This is a genomic window from Streptomyces sp. SID13726 (assembly GCF_010548375.1).
Taxonomy (GTDB): Bacteria; Actinomycetota; Actinomycetes; order Streptomycetales; family Streptomycetaceae; genus Streptomyces.
This window is the reverse complement of sequence record NZ_JAAGLY010000049.1, coordinates 1-12,258: the sequence shown is the minus strand read 5'-3', so window position 1 is coordinate 12,258 and position 12,258 is coordinate 1. Positions and strand designations below refer to the sequence as shown.

Sequence of the window (12,258 nt, the reverse complement as noted above, 5' to 3'; positions counted from 1 at the left end):
CCGAGGGGCGCTCGCCAGGGCGCGCACTGCGTGCAGTGCGCCCCTTGCGCTCCTGGCGCCCGCCGGAGCGTCCACCCGGTGGTGGCGCCCGTCGCCGTGCAGCAGGACCCCCGGCGCGAACGGACGCAGCACGAGGCCGTCGAGCCCCGGTGTCAGCCGTAGTTCGGGATACGCCGTGGAGAGCAGCTGTCCGATCCGGTCGAGCCGGAATCCGTCGACCTTGTCGGTCGACATGCGGCCGCCCACGAAGGGGGCGGCCTCCAACACCGCGGTGGTCACTCCTGCGCTGGTCAGCCGATGCGCCGCGGAGAGTCCGGCGACCCCGGCTCCCACGATGACGACGTCCGCCTGGTACGCGGGCTCAAGCACGTGCCCCTCCTCGAGGTTGCGCGGCCGGTGGGGACGTCATGCCCCCAACAGGCTCCGGGGATACCCGAGTTCGGGTCGAGGGTAGGGCTGTGATCGGTCAAGGACAGTCGCGCATCGACAGGGCACGGTCGCACAACGGTCGCATGTCGTCACTGACGGTCGTCGGTGGGGTCGAACTGTCCGACCCGGGCCGCCGTTGTCTCTCTCAAGCCGCCCGGATCGCCCCCTCGATGTCCGGGAACGCGAACGTGAACCCCGACTCCAGCAGCCGCGTGGGCCGTACCCGCGCACTGCCCAGCACGTCCCCGGCCATCTCGCCGAGCACGGTCCGCAGCACCGGTGCCGGGACGGCGAAGAGGGTCGGCCGGTGCAGCACGCGGCCCATCGCCTCGGTGATCTCACGGTTGGTCAGGGGGTCCGGGGCGGTGAGGTTGAACGGCCCGGACAGCCCGTCGGTCTCCAGGAGATGGCGGATCGCGGCCACCTCGTCGTGCAGCGCGATGAACGACCAGTACTGCGTCCCGTCGCCCATCCGCCCGCCGAGCCCCGCCTGGAACAGCGGGAACAGCCTGCCCCAGGCCCCGCCGCCACGGCCCACCACGAGCCCGGTACGGGTGAACACGGTCCGCACACCGGCCTGTTGCGCGGGCGCCGCCGCCCCCTCCCACTCCACGCACAGCTCCGGCAGGAAACCCTGCCCGGCGGGGGAGTCCTCGTCGACGACCCGGTCGCCGGTCTCGCCGTAGTAGCCCATCGCGCTGCCGTTCACGAAGACCTTCGGCGGCTCGTCCAGGGAGGCGACGGCCTTGGCGAGGGCGGTCGTGCCGTTCACCCGGCTGTCGTGGATCCGCTTCTTGTACGCGTCCGTCCAGCGCCGCGAACCGACGCCCGCCCCGGCGAGGTTGACCACGGCGTCGCACCCGGCGAGCCCGGCCGCGTCCACCCGCCCGGCCTCGGGGTCCCAGCGGACCTCGGTCTCGTCCCGGGGCTCCCGGCGCACCAGTCGCACGACCGTGTGCCCGTCCGCGGCGAGGGAGCGCACCAGGGCCGAGCCGATCAGCCCGGACGCCCCGGCCACCGCGATTCTTGAAAGTTCCATGATCTCATCCTGCCTGGTGGGTGCGTAAAAGTGATGTCTGGTTCCGGTACCCCGGCCGTAGGGTGGCGCCCATGTCCCAGCTGTCCATACGTAGCGCCCTGCCCGACGACGACGAGGAACTCGCCCGTCTCGACCGGGCCGCCTGGTCGCCCCTGCACGAGGTCATGCCCGAGCAGCAGCCGCCGTACCGCCCCTTCTTCGACGAGCGCCACCTGCCCGACGACTGTCTGGTCGCCGAGGCCGAGCGGCGCATCCTGGGATACGTCCGTCTCGGTTTCCCGACCGGGCTGGAGGCGAACGCCCATGTACGCCAGATCCAGGGCTTCGTCGTCAGCGAGGAGGCCCGGGGCCGCGGGGTCGGCCGGGCCCTGATCCACGCGATCACCGACGAGGCCCGCCGCCGGGGCGCCCGCCGCCTCACCCTGCGCGTGCTGGGGCACAACACCCCGGCCCGCACGCTCTACGAGGCCGAGGGCTTCGCCGTCGAGGGCGTCCTGCCCGGCGAGTTCCTGCTGGCGGGGGAGTACGTGGACGACGTGCTCATGGGGCGCCGTCTCTGACGACCTGGTCGGCCGCGGCGGTCGTACGGCGTCTGCGCACCACAAACCAGAGCGCCGCCCCCGCCACGAGCAGCGAGATCAGGAAGAACACGGGCACGGGAGCCTCCGGGGTGCCTTGCGGGACCGTGGCCCCATCATCCGGGAGGTTGCCGCGCTACGACGTGACCAGCTCGCCCGTGTCCACCGGCGAGGTGGCGTCCGCGGCGCGCCGGGCGTCGCCGGCGACCTCGTCGGCGGTCAGGACATAGCCCGTCTCGTCGTCGGAGGTGGAGCGGGCGAAGACCACGCCGTAGACCTTGCCCGAGGTGGTCAGCAGCGGTCCGCCGGAGTTGCCGGGGCGGACGGTCGAGCGGATCGAGTAGATCTCGCGGGTCACGGTGGCGTTGCTGTAGATGTTCTGGCCGTTCGCCTTCACCCGGTTGGCCACCGTGGCCGCCTGGAGGTTCAGGTCGCCGTCCTGCGGATAGCCCGCGACCACCGCGGAGTCGCCCCGCGCGGCGCTGTCGTCGAAGCTCAGGACCGGCGCCCTGAGGTCCGGGACGTAGAGCACGGCCACGTCCTTGTCCGGGTCGAAGAGCACCACCCGGGCCTCGTACGACTGCCCGACCCCGCCGACCCGGACGCTCGGCTCGTCGATGCCGGCCACCACGTGGGCGTTGGTCATCACGTGCTGCGGCGAGTAGACGAAGCCGCTGCCCTCACGGCCCTGGGTGCCGGAGGCGCCCTCGATCTTGACGGTGCTGAGCTTGGCGGCGTTGGTGGCGGCGGCCGTGACGCTGTCCCCGGTGGGCTTGGCGACCTCGGCCGTCGACTCGTTCTCGAACGGGTTGAAGACCTGCGGGAAGCCCGCCTCGGTGAGGGCGGAGGTGGCCCGGGAGAACCAGGAGGGGGTGGTGTCCGGCATGGAGTCCTGGACGGCGCCGAGCAGCGCGGAGTCCCGGATGGCGCCGGTGACCAGCGGGGACGAGGAGGCGCCGAGGACGCTCGCGGCGACCCACGCCACGATGAGCACGGCCACGGAGTTGGCGACGGCCCCGCCGACGCCGTCGGCGACTCTGAGCGGCCCCTGGTCCAGTTCCCTCCTGAGCCGCAGCGCGAGCCGGCCCGCCAGCTCGTGGCCCACGGCGGCCGGGACCAGCACGGTCAGCACCGCGGTCACCGTCGCCGCCGTGCTGCCCGGGGTGACCAGGTCCATCATCCACGGCAGCACCCACACGCCCACGACCGCTCCGCCGACGAACCCGGCGAGCGAGACACAGCCGGCCACCAGGCCGCGCCGGTAGCCGGACGCCGCGTAGGCGGCGATCACCAGCAACAGCAGGATGTCGAGCACGTCCACGGAGCCGCCTTTCTCTCTCTCGGACCCATCAGTACGCAGGCGAGGCGCCCAGTGATCAGCTACGCACCCGCGTGCCGCCCAGAACCGGCCACGCGTGCGTGCACCTGGAAAAACGTCGCGGACCAGGACGATGGTTCCACCGGGTGGCACACCACACATCGCGGACGACCCGAATCCGACCGACAGTGGGACCCATGCGTGTCCGAAGAGCCCGGGGGATGCGAAGACGACGAACGGCGGCCCGAATATCCGGCGCGGCCCGAATACGTCACACGGTACGAACCCGGCTCCTGCGACGCTTCCACGCCGCACGTGGTGCCGCGGGTGCCGGCTCGGTGGCCTCCGCCGAGACGCCTGGTTTCCCCGGCCCCGCCGACCCCACAGCCCCCTCCCACCCCACAGTCCCAACCCCCCACCCCCGGCGACTCCCCACCCCACCCCGCCCCGTCCTCCTCCTGCTCGCCTGCGCCCCCGGCCTCGCCGCAGTCCTCGTCCTCGCCCTGTGCGCCCTCGGCATCGAGCGCACGGTCGCCGACAGGGCCGTACAGACCGCCGTAGCAGCCCGGCAAGGCGTCGAGCCCCACACCGCACCCCGGCCGCACATCGTGCCGAGGGGCGTCTGGGCCGACGGTGGTGGGGAGGCGAACACCGTGGCCCGTACGCCGCCGCCACCGCGTTACGACGACCGGGTGGTCGCGGTGTTCGTGCACCACACCGACTCGCCCAACGACTACGACTGCGCGGACGCGCCCCGCATCATCCGCTACCTCGCCGCCGGTCAGACCGGTGCCCGGGACTGGGACGACATCGGCTACAACTTCCTCGTCGACCGCTGCGGCACCATCTACGAGGGCCGGGCGGGCGGGGTCGGCCGTCCCGTCACCGGCGCGCACACCCAGGGCTTCAACCACCGCACGACCGGCGTGGCGGCCCTCGGCACCTTCACCGCAGGCGTCCCCGTTCCGAAGGCCATGACCGACGCGATCGCCGCCCTGGCCGCCTGGAAACTGGGCCTGACCGGCATCGACCCCCGCACCACGGTCCGCCTCACCTCCAGCAACAGCCTCAGCCGCTACGCCACCGGCACCACCGCCGACCTGCCCGCACTCGCGGGACACGACGACGGCTACATGACGACCTGCCCCGGCGCCGCGCTGAGCGCCCTGCTCCCGGAGATCAGAGAGACCGCGGCCCGGCTCCAGGGCCGCCCCTGAGCCCGCCGGGGCTCACAGGAACACCACAGTGGGACCGCAGGGTCCTCAGAACTCCACCTCCTACGGTCGTCACCAGAAGCCGACGGAGGTGGGGATCATGAGCAGCCACAGCAAGAGCAACAAGCGGGTCTGGACGGTCGTCTGCGCGGTCGCGACGGTCGTGCTCGGCCCGGCCGCCGTCACCGCGTCCGCACTCGACCAGGCCAACGCGGCCCCCATGCACCACGCGGTGAAGGCCGACCAGACCCAGGCGTACCTCCCGACCGACACCACCCGCCGCCGGGCCACCGCAGCGGCCTGACCGACAGACGGCAGACACCGGAGCACCGGCCCGCCGCTCAGGCCCTGAACCGCTCCCACAGCTTGGGATACCGCTCCGCCAGCATCCGGTCGCTCTCCAGGTCGACCGGCGCCCCCAGCGGCTCGGCGGGCGCGGGCGGGATGCCCAGGTCGGGAGCGACCGTCCCGGTGAGCTGCTCGTAGGCCTCGTCCGCCGAGAAGCCCAGCTCCTCGCCGTCGCCGTCGATCTCCTCGTCGAAGTCGGCCAGGAGGTCGGCGAGCGAGTCGGGATCGTGCACCGCGCCCTCGTACACCTCGCGGCCCTGGCCGATCAGCCAGCACCGGAAGAAGTCGAACGCGTCGTCGCTCGCCCCGTCCAGCAGGATCCACGCGGCGCCCCACAGGTCCCACGTGTACGCGCGGTTGTAGCGGGCCTCGAAGTGACGGGCGAAGTCGAGGACCATCTCCGGGTCCAGCGCCAGGAGCCGGTCCACGAGCAGGTCGGCCTGCTCCTCGGGGTCGCCCTCGGCGGCGTCGCGGGTGGCGTCCACCAGCTCCCAGAACTCCGTCTCGTCCATCACGGGACAAGCATCGGGCCTGAAGGGGTGGGGCGCACGTGGAGTGCGGCGGATTGTTATGTCCCGTACAGCGCGGCCAGCCGCATCGCGTCCCGCGCGAACCGCGTCCGCAGACTCTCCGGCGCCAGCACCTCGACGTCCGGCCCGAGCGCCGAGAGCTGCCCGTGCGCCACCTCCTCGGACTCCACCGCGAGGGTCACGGTCACCCGGCCCTCGACGTCCGGCGCGCCCGCCCGCTCCAGCGCCTCCCGCGCGGCCTGCCGGTCGACGGTGTACGGCAGTCTGCGCACCCCGTCGGGAGACAGCCGTACGACGGCCTCGGCCCGCAGGATCGACCGCGCGAACCGCTCCGCCTGCGCGGCCCAGAACCCGGGCAGGTCGAACCCCTCGTCCCGCTCGAAGCGCTCCTCGGCGGCCGTCACCGCGGTGAACCGGTCGATGCGGTACACCCGGAGGGAGTCGCCGCCGCAGACCCGGGCGCACAGGTACCAGACCCCCGCCTTGAGCACGAGCCCGTACGGCTCCAGCTCCCGCTCCACCTCGCCCTCCCGGCCCCGGTAGCGCGCGGTGACCCGCCGGTCGTCCCAGACCGCCTCCGCGACCGCGGGGAGCAGTTCGGGTGACCTGGGCTCGCTGAACCAGTTCGGCGCGTCCAGATGGAAGCGCTGCGCCGCGGTGTGCGAGGCGTCCCGCAGGGAGGGCAGCAGCGCGGCGGACACCTTGAGCCGGGCGGCGGAGGCGGCGTCCTCCAGCCCCATCTCGCGCAACGCCCCCGGCACGCCGGAGAGGAACAGGGCCTCGGCCTCACTCCGGGCCAGCCCGGTGAGCCGCGTCCGGTACCCCCCGATCAGCCGGTATCCACCGGCCCGCCCCCGGTCCGCGTACACCGGAACCCCCGCCTCCGACAGCGCTTGCGCATCCCGGGTGACGGTCCGCTCGGACACCTCCAGCTCCCGCGCGAGTTCGGCGGCGGTCATGGAGGGCCGGGACTGGAGCAGGAGCACCATCTTGATGAGGCGGGCAGCACGCATGCCGCCATGATGCCGGGGGAGCGTGGGCGGGTGGGGGCCGGTCGCGACCGGCCCCCACCCGCCCACGGCCGAACTACAACCCGTACCGCTCCCGGGCTTCCTTCACCGCGGTCGCCTTCACTTCCCCGCGCCGCGCCAACTGCGCCAGCGCTGCCACGACGACCGACTCGGCGTCGACCCCGAAGTGGCGGCGGGCGCCCTCCCGCGTGTCCGACAGACCGAAACCGTCCGCACCCAGCGACGACCAGTCCTGCTCGACCCACTGCGCGATCTGGTCCGGGACCTGCCGCATGTAGTCGGAGACCGCGAGGACCGGCCCGTCCGCACCCTGCAACGCCTGCCGGACGTACGGCATCCGCTCCTCGCCGCGCAGCAGGGCCGCGTCGGCCTCCAGGGCGTCCCGGCGCAGCTCGGTCCACGAGGTCGCGGACCAGACGTCGGCGGCCACGCCCCACTCCTCGGCCAGCATCCGCTGCGCCTGGAGCACCCAGTGGATCGCGGTGCCGGAGCCGAGCAGCTGGATGCGGGCGGCGTTGGCGGCCGGGGAGAGCCCCGCCGACTCCGCGGTGTTGAAGCGGTACAGGCCCTTGACGATGCCCTCGTCGACGCCCGCCGCGGACGGCTTGGCCGGCTGGGGCATCGGCTCGTTGTAGACGGTGAGGTAGTAGAAGACGTTCGGGTCCTCGCCCGGCGCCGCCTCGCCGTACATGCGGCGCAGGCCGTCCTTCACGATCGCCGCGATCTCGTACGCGAACGCCGGGTCGTACGACAGCGACGCCGGGTTCGTCGCCGCGATCACCGGTGAGTGGCCGTCCGCGTGCTGGAGGCCCTCGCCGGTCAGCGTGGTCCGGCCCGCGGTGGCGCCGACCAGGAAGCCGCGGCCGAGCTGGTCGCCGAGCTGCCACATCTGGTCGGCCGTGCGCTGCCAGCCGAACATCGAGTAGAAGATGTAGAACGGGATCATCGCCTCACCGTGCGTGGAGTACGCGGTGGACGCGGCGATGAAGTCGGCCATCGAACCGGCCTCGGTGATCCCCTCGTTGAGGATCTGGCCGTTCTTGGCCTCCTTGTAGTACATCAGCTGGTCGCGGTCGACCGGCTCGTACGTCTGACCCTTGGGGGAGTAGATCCCGAGCGACGGGAACAGGCTCTCCATGCCGAAGGTGCGCGCCTCGTCGGGGACGATCGGCACCCAGCGCTTCCCGGTCTCCTTGTCGCGGACCAGGTCCTTGACGAGCCGGACGAAGGCCATGGTGGTGGCCACGTTCTGGGAGCCGGAGCCCTTGTCGAAGGACGCGAACGTCTTGTCGGCGGGGGCCGGCAGCGGGGCCAGGGCGTGCGTACGGCGGGCCGGGGCCGGGCCGCCGAGGGCCGCGCGGCGCTCCTGGAGGTAGCGCACCTCGGGGGAGTCGGCGCCGGGGTGGCCGTAGGGGACCACGCCGTCGACGAACTGGCTGTCCGAGATGGGCAGTTCGAGCAGGTCGCGCATTGTCTTGAACTCGTCCACCGAGAGCTTCTTCATCTGGTGGTTGGCGTTCTTCGACGCGAAGCCCTCGCCGAGGGTGTGGCCCTTGACCGTCTGGGCCAGGATCACGGTCGGCGCACCCTTGAACTCGACGGCGGCCTTGTAGGCGGCGTACACCTTGCTCGCCTCGTGGCCACCGCGCGAGAGGTGGAAGCACTCCAGGATCTTGTCGTCGGACAGCAGCTTCGCCAGCTCGACGAGCGCCGGGTCCTTACCGAAGAAGTCCTGGCGGATGTAGGCGGCGTCGCGCGTCTGGTACGTCTGCACCTGCGCGTCCGGTACCTCGCGCAGCCGTCGTACCAGCGCGCCCGTGGTGTCGAGCCGGAACAGCTCGTCCCAGGCGTTGCCCCACAGCGACTTGATCACGTTCCAGCCGGCGCCGCGGAACTGGGCCTCCAGCTCCTGCACGATCTTGAAGTTCGCGCGGACCGGGCCGTCGAGGCGCTGGAGGTTGCAGTTGATGACGAAGGTCAGGTTGTCGAGACCCTCGCGCGAAGCCAGTGCGAGTGCCGCGGTCGACTCCGGCTCGTCCATCTCGCCGTCGCCGAGGAAGGCCCAGACGTGGGACTGCGAGACGTCCTTGATGCCACGGGCCGTCAGATAGCGGTTGAAGCGCGCCTGGTAGATCGCGGAGAGCGGGCCGAGACCCATCGACACCGTCGGGAACTCCCACAGCCACGGGAGGCGGCGGGGGTGCGGGTACGACGGGAGACCGTCGCCGCCCGACTCACGGCGGAAGTGGTCGAGGTGGTGCTCGGTCAGCCGGCCGTCGAGGAAGGCGCGGGCGTAGATGCCCGGGGAGGCGTGGCCCTGGATGTAGAGCTGGTCGCCCGAGCCGTCGCCCTCCTTGCCCTTGAAGAAGTGGTTGAAGCCGGTCTCGTAGAGCCAGGCCGCGGAGGCGAAGGTGGCGATGTGGCCGCCGACGCCGTATTTGGAGCCGCGGGTCACCATCGCGGCCGCGTTCCAGCGGTTCCACGCGGTGATGCGGGCCTCCATCTCCGGGTCACCGGGCAGGCCCGGCTCCGCGGAGGTGGGGATGGTGTTGACGTAGTCCGTCTCGAGGAGCTTCGGCAGCGCGATGCCGTTGCCCTCCGCCCTCTCCAGTGTGCGGCGCATCAGGTACGCGGCACGGTGCGGGCCGGCCGCCTTGGCGACCGCGTCCAGGGAGGCCTGCCATTCGGCGGTCTCCTCGGGGTCCCGGTCGGGGAGCTGGTCGAGCTCGCTCGGCTGGATGGCGTAGGGGTCGGTCATGTCGCCGCCTTCCTCAGTCGAAGGGGGGTGCCCTTGTGTCTTTGGCAGGACAGGGCGGTGGTGCCCCGGTAGGAGCCCGTCGGCGACTCTAACTCCCTGATCGATGATCGATCAAAGGGTTCAGGGTAAAACTTCTCGATCCCGAGAAAGTCGGCACGGGGTGCCTTCGGCGATGGCACCGGGTGACTGTCAAAACGCGGGTTTTTGCAGGTCGGGGGCCGTTTGAGCGAGGGTGCGCTCGGGTGTCGGGCGACCTCTCGGAGATGCCGGTCGCCGCTGCTCCGCCGCCGTGGTGCTCAGCCGCGACGGCGCTGTCCGGTGCGCTGCCCAGTGCTGTCCGGCCCGCTGCCCGGTGCGGTGCGGTCCGGCACGCTCCCCGGTGCTGTCCGGCGCCGCCGAACCTCCGTCGCCCCCGGCCGTCAGGCCCTCGGCGCGCACCCCAGCACATGCGCCTTCACGATCTCCGGAATCCGCGGATCCCGGCGCTTGAAGGCGGCCACCAGCTCCTCGTGCTCCTCCGCGTACGACTGCTGGACCGTCCCCAGCCAGCGGATCGACAGGGCCGTGAAGACCTCGATGCCCAGGCCCTCCCAGGTGTGCAGCAGCACCTTGTTGCCCGCCGCCCGCACCAGCTCGCGGTGGAAGCCCACGGTGTGCCGCACCTGCCCGGTACCGTCCGACTCGCGGTCCGCCTCGTACAGCGCGAGCACATGCGGCTCCAGCGCCGAGCAGTCCTGCGCGAGCCGCTCCGCCGCGAGCTCGGCCGCGATGGCTTCCAGGCCCGCCCGTACCGGGTAGCTCTCCTCCAGGTCGGCCGCCGTCAGGTTCCGCACCCGTACGCCCTTGTTCGGCGCGGACTCGATCAGCCGCAGCGACTCCAGCTCGCGCAGCGCCTCCCGCACCGGCGTCTGGCTGACCTCCAGCTCGGTCGCGATCCGCCGCTCCACGATCCGCTCACCCGGCTGCCAGCGCCCGCTGACGATCCCCTCCACGATGTGCTCGCGGATCTGTTCGCGCAGCGAGTGGACGACGGGCGCGGTCATGAGAGCTCCTTAAGGGCGTTTGACGTTTAGACAATAAGGCCGAGCGCCCGCCGGGGAGGGGCGCACGGGGGCGCTTTCATGCAGGTGAGACGAGGCTTACACGCTCCCAGCCACACGACTTCTGTCAAGACACGGAACCCCTCGGCCTCCAGGCGTGTCGCGTTGGTCAGGGGTTCCCGCGCGGGGCGCCCCTTCGCACCACAGGGGGACGGCATGGACATCGGGGGACGACGGGCACTGGCGGTCGCGGCCGTGATCGGCGCGATCGTCGCCGTGGCGGGCTGCGGACACCCGGCCGCACGGGCGACGGCCGGGGCGACACCGAGCGGCACCGAGGCGATCACCAACCTGGCGGGCGCGGCCCGGGCGGGCGGTGCCGCCTGTGTCTTCATCAAGCCGGACGGGGCACAGAAGTTCGGTCACGTCGGCTGGGGCTTCAACCTCCCCGGCACCGACCGCTGGGTCTACGGCGCCGTCGAGAACCCCAGCGGCAAGCTCTACACCCCGCCGGGCGGCGACATCGGAGCCTGGCACGCGCAGGGATCGTACGCCCGCATGCTCAGCGAGATGAGCACGGACGCCCACTACCCGGGCACGTCCGAGCACCCCTACAGCCGCTACCGCTGCACCAAGTCCCCGACGCACGACGTGAACCGGGCCCGGGCGATGATCCGTACGGTCGAGGGGCGCGGCTTCCTCGTCGGCGTGGACCCGAGGACCGGCAAGCTCACCTCCCGGGACTGCCTGGACGCCACCTACGACGTCCTGAAGGCGTACCGGACGAAGGGCCTCACGCCCGCGCCCAAGCTCTCGATCCCCAACGTGTGGGTGGAGGAGCTGTGGGGCTGGTCGGACAAGAGGCTGACGCCCCGGTGAGACGACGGTGCCCCCGCCCGGAGAGTTCCGGACGGGGGCACCGCGACGCACACCAGGTGACCTACAGGCCGAGCTCGACCTCGAACTCGCCCGCCTCCAGGATCGCCTTGACCGCGGTCAGGTAACGGGCCGCGTCGGCGCCGTCCACCAGACGGTGGTCGTAGGAGAGGGTCAGGTAGGTCATGTCGCGTACGGCGATGACCGTGCCCTCTTCGGTCTCCAGGACGGCGGGGCGCTTGACGGTGGCGCCGATGCCGAGGATCGCGACCTGGCCCGGCGGCACGATGATCGTGTCGAAGAGCGCACCGCGCGAACCGGTGTTGGAGATGGTGAAGGTCGCGCCGGACAGCTCGTCGGGCGTGATCTTGTTGGCGCGGACCTTGCCGGCCAGCTCCGCCGTGGCCTTCGCGATGCCGGCGATGTTGAGGTCGCCCGCGTGCTTGATGACCGGGGTCATCAGGCCCTTCTCGGAGTCCACCGCGATACCGATGTTCTCGGTGTCGAAGTAGGTGATCGTGCCTTCGCCCTCGTTGATCTTGGCGTTGATCGGCGCGTGCGCCTTCAGCGCCTGGGCCGCGGCCTTGACGAAGAACGGCATCGGGGACAGCTTGACGCCCTCACGGGCGGCGAAGGAGTCCTTGGCCCGGGCGCGCAGCTTCATCAGCCGCGTGACGTCGACCTCGACGACCGAGGACAGCTGCGCCTGCTCGTGCAGCGCCTTGACCATGTTGTCGCCGATGACCTTGCGGATGCGGGGCATCTTGACGGTCTGGCCGCGGAGGGGGGAGGCCTCCAGGGCCGGAGCCTTCTTGGCGGCGGAGGCGGCCGGGGCGGCGGCCGGAGCCGGAGCGGCGGCGGCTGCCTTCGCGGCCTCGGCGGCGGCGATGACGTCCTGCTTGCGGATACGGCCGCCGACGCCGGTGCCCTTGACGCCGGCCAGGTCGACGCCGTTCTCGGCGGCGAGCTTGCGGACCAGCGGCGTGACGTAGGCGCCGTCGTCACCGGAGGTCGCGGCCGGAGCCGGGGCCGGGGTGACGGGGGCCGGAGCGGGGGGCGCGGGCGCCGGGGCGGCCGGAGCCGGAGCGGCGGCCTGG

12 protein-coding genes are annotated in these 12,258 nt (G+C 72.0%); 4 read left to right on the top strand and 8 right to left on the bottom strand.

Translation table 11 applies throughout. From position 1 onward, the window contains the following. Both G3I78_RS46130 and G3I78_RS46125 read right to left on the bottom strand, forming a co-directional pair. Positions 1–369, bottom strand: a 369-nt coding sequence (locus G3I78_RS46130) for an FAD-dependent oxidoreductase (protein WP_164436465.1), incomplete at its 3' end; no start/stop codon positions are given. A gap of 205 nt (positions 370–574) precedes the next feature. Further along, positions 575–1,468 (bottom strand): TIGR01777 family oxidoreductase, encoded by an 894-nt coding sequence (locus G3I78_RS46125; RefSeq protein ID WP_203616451.1) that lies wholly within the window; start codon positions 1,466–1,468, stop codon positions 575–577. A gap of 71 nt (positions 1,469–1,539) precedes the next feature. Between G3I78_RS46125 and G3I78_RS46120 the strand changes: the two genes are divergently transcribed. Then, complete coding sequence (locus tag G3I78_RS46120) at positions 1,540–2,028, top strand: GNAT family N-acetyltransferase (protein ID WP_164436463.1); 489 nt, start codon at positions 1,540–1,542, stop codon at positions 2,026–2,028. A 154-nt stretch (positions 2,029–2,182) separates the two neighbouring features. Here G3I78_RS46120 and G3I78_RS46115 read toward each other — a convergent pair whose 3' ends face one another. Continuing rightward, complete coding sequence (locus tag G3I78_RS46115) at positions 2,183–3,367, bottom strand: MarP family serine protease (RefSeq protein ID WP_164436461.1); 1,185 nt, start codon at positions 3,365–3,367, stop codon at positions 2,183–2,185. 455 nt (positions 3,368–3,822) lie between these two features. Between G3I78_RS46115 and G3I78_RS46110 the strand changes: the two genes are divergently transcribed. Then, positions 3,823–4,581 (top strand): peptidoglycan recognition protein, encoded by a 759-nt coding sequence (locus G3I78_RS46110; protein WP_239158444.1) that lies wholly within the window; start codon positions 3,823–3,825, stop codon positions 4,579–4,581. Between the two features lie 97 nt (positions 4,582–4,678). Beyond that, the gene (locus G3I78_RS46105; protein ID WP_164436450.1) at positions 4,679–4,882 is read left to right on the top strand and encodes a hypothetical protein; all 204 of its coding nucleotides are present in this window, start codon (positions 4,679–4,681) and stop codon (positions 4,880–4,882) included. A gap of 37 nt (positions 4,883–4,919) precedes the next feature. Here the strand turns inward: G3I78_RS46105 and G3I78_RS46100 are convergent, their stop codons facing one another. The 4 genes from G3I78_RS46100 to G3I78_RS46085 form a co-directional block, all read right to left on the bottom strand. Next, positions 4,920–5,438 (bottom strand): DUF4240 domain-containing protein, encoded by a 519-nt coding sequence (locus G3I78_RS46100; RefSeq protein WP_164436467.1) that lies wholly within the window; start codon positions 5,436–5,438, stop codon positions 4,920–4,922. 56 nt (positions 5,439–5,494) lie between these two features. Continuing rightward, positions 5,495–6,469: a WYL domain-containing protein gene (locus tag G3I78_RS46095; protein ID WP_164436448.1), complete on the bottom strand. Its 975-nt coding sequence runs from the start codon at positions 6,467–6,469 to the stop codon at positions 5,495–5,497. 73 nt (positions 6,470–6,542) lie between these two features. Beyond that, on the bottom strand, positions 6,543–9,245 hold the full coding sequence (gene aceE / locus G3I78_RS46090; protein ID WP_164436437.1) for a pyruvate dehydrogenase (acetyl-transferring), homodimeric type: 2,703 nt from the start codon (positions 9,243–9,245) through the stop codon (positions 6,543–6,545). A 419-nt stretch (positions 9,246–9,664) separates the two neighbouring features. After that, positions 9,665–10,288: a GntR family transcriptional regulator gene (locus G3I78_RS46085; protein ID WP_164436435.1), complete on the bottom strand. Its 624-nt coding sequence runs from the start codon at positions 10,286–10,288 to the stop codon at positions 9,665–9,667. Positions 10,289–10,501: 213 nt separating this feature from the next. Here G3I78_RS46085 and G3I78_RS46080 point away from each other — a divergent pair, with 213 nt between their 5' ends. Further along, the gene (locus G3I78_RS46080; protein WP_164436433.1) at positions 10,502–11,164 is read left to right on the top strand and encodes a hypothetical protein; all 663 of its coding nucleotides are present in this window, start codon (positions 10,502–10,504) and stop codon (positions 11,162–11,164) included. Positions 11,165–11,225: 61 nt separating this feature from the next. On the opposite strand, the gene sucB is transcribed toward G3I78_RS46080, so the two are convergent. Continuing rightward, the coding region (gene sucB / locus G3I78_RS46075) for a 2-oxoglutarate dehydrogenase, E2 component, dihydrolipoamide succinyltransferase (RefSeq protein ID WP_164436431.1) at positions 11,226–12,258 on the bottom strand (1,033 nt) is incomplete at its 5' end.

Coding starts and splice junctions, on each gene's coding strand:
- G3I78_RS46125 (WP_203616451.1), bottom strand. CDS start 1,468: ATGGAACTTTCAAGAATCGCGGTGGCCGGGGCGTCCGGGCTGATCGGC.
- G3I78_RS46120 (WP_164436463.1), top strand. CDS start 1,540: ATGTCCCAGCTGTCCATACGTAGCGCCCTGCCCGACGACGACGAGGAA.
- G3I78_RS46105 (WP_164436450.1), top strand. CDS start 4,679: ATGAGCAGCCACAGCAAGAGCAACAAGCGGGTCTGGACGGTCGTCTGC.
- G3I78_RS46100 (WP_164436467.1), bottom strand. CDS start 5,438: ATGGACGAGACGGAGTTCTGGGAGCTGGTGGACGCCACCCGCGACGCC.
- G3I78_RS46095 (WP_164436448.1), bottom strand. CDS start 6,469: ATGCGTGCTGCCCGCCTCATCAAGATGGTGCTCCTGCTCCAGTCCCGG.
- aceE (WP_164436437.1), bottom strand. CDS start 9,245: ATGACCGACCCCTACGCCATCCAGCCGAGCGAGCTCGACCAGCTCCCC.
- G3I78_RS46085 (WP_164436435.1), bottom strand. CDS start 10,288: ATGACCGCGCCCGTCGTCCACTCGCTGCGCGAACAGATCCGCGAGCAC.
- G3I78_RS46080 (WP_164436433.1), top strand. CDS start 10,502: ATGGACATCGGGGGACGACGGGCACTGGCGGTCGCGGCCGTGATCGGC.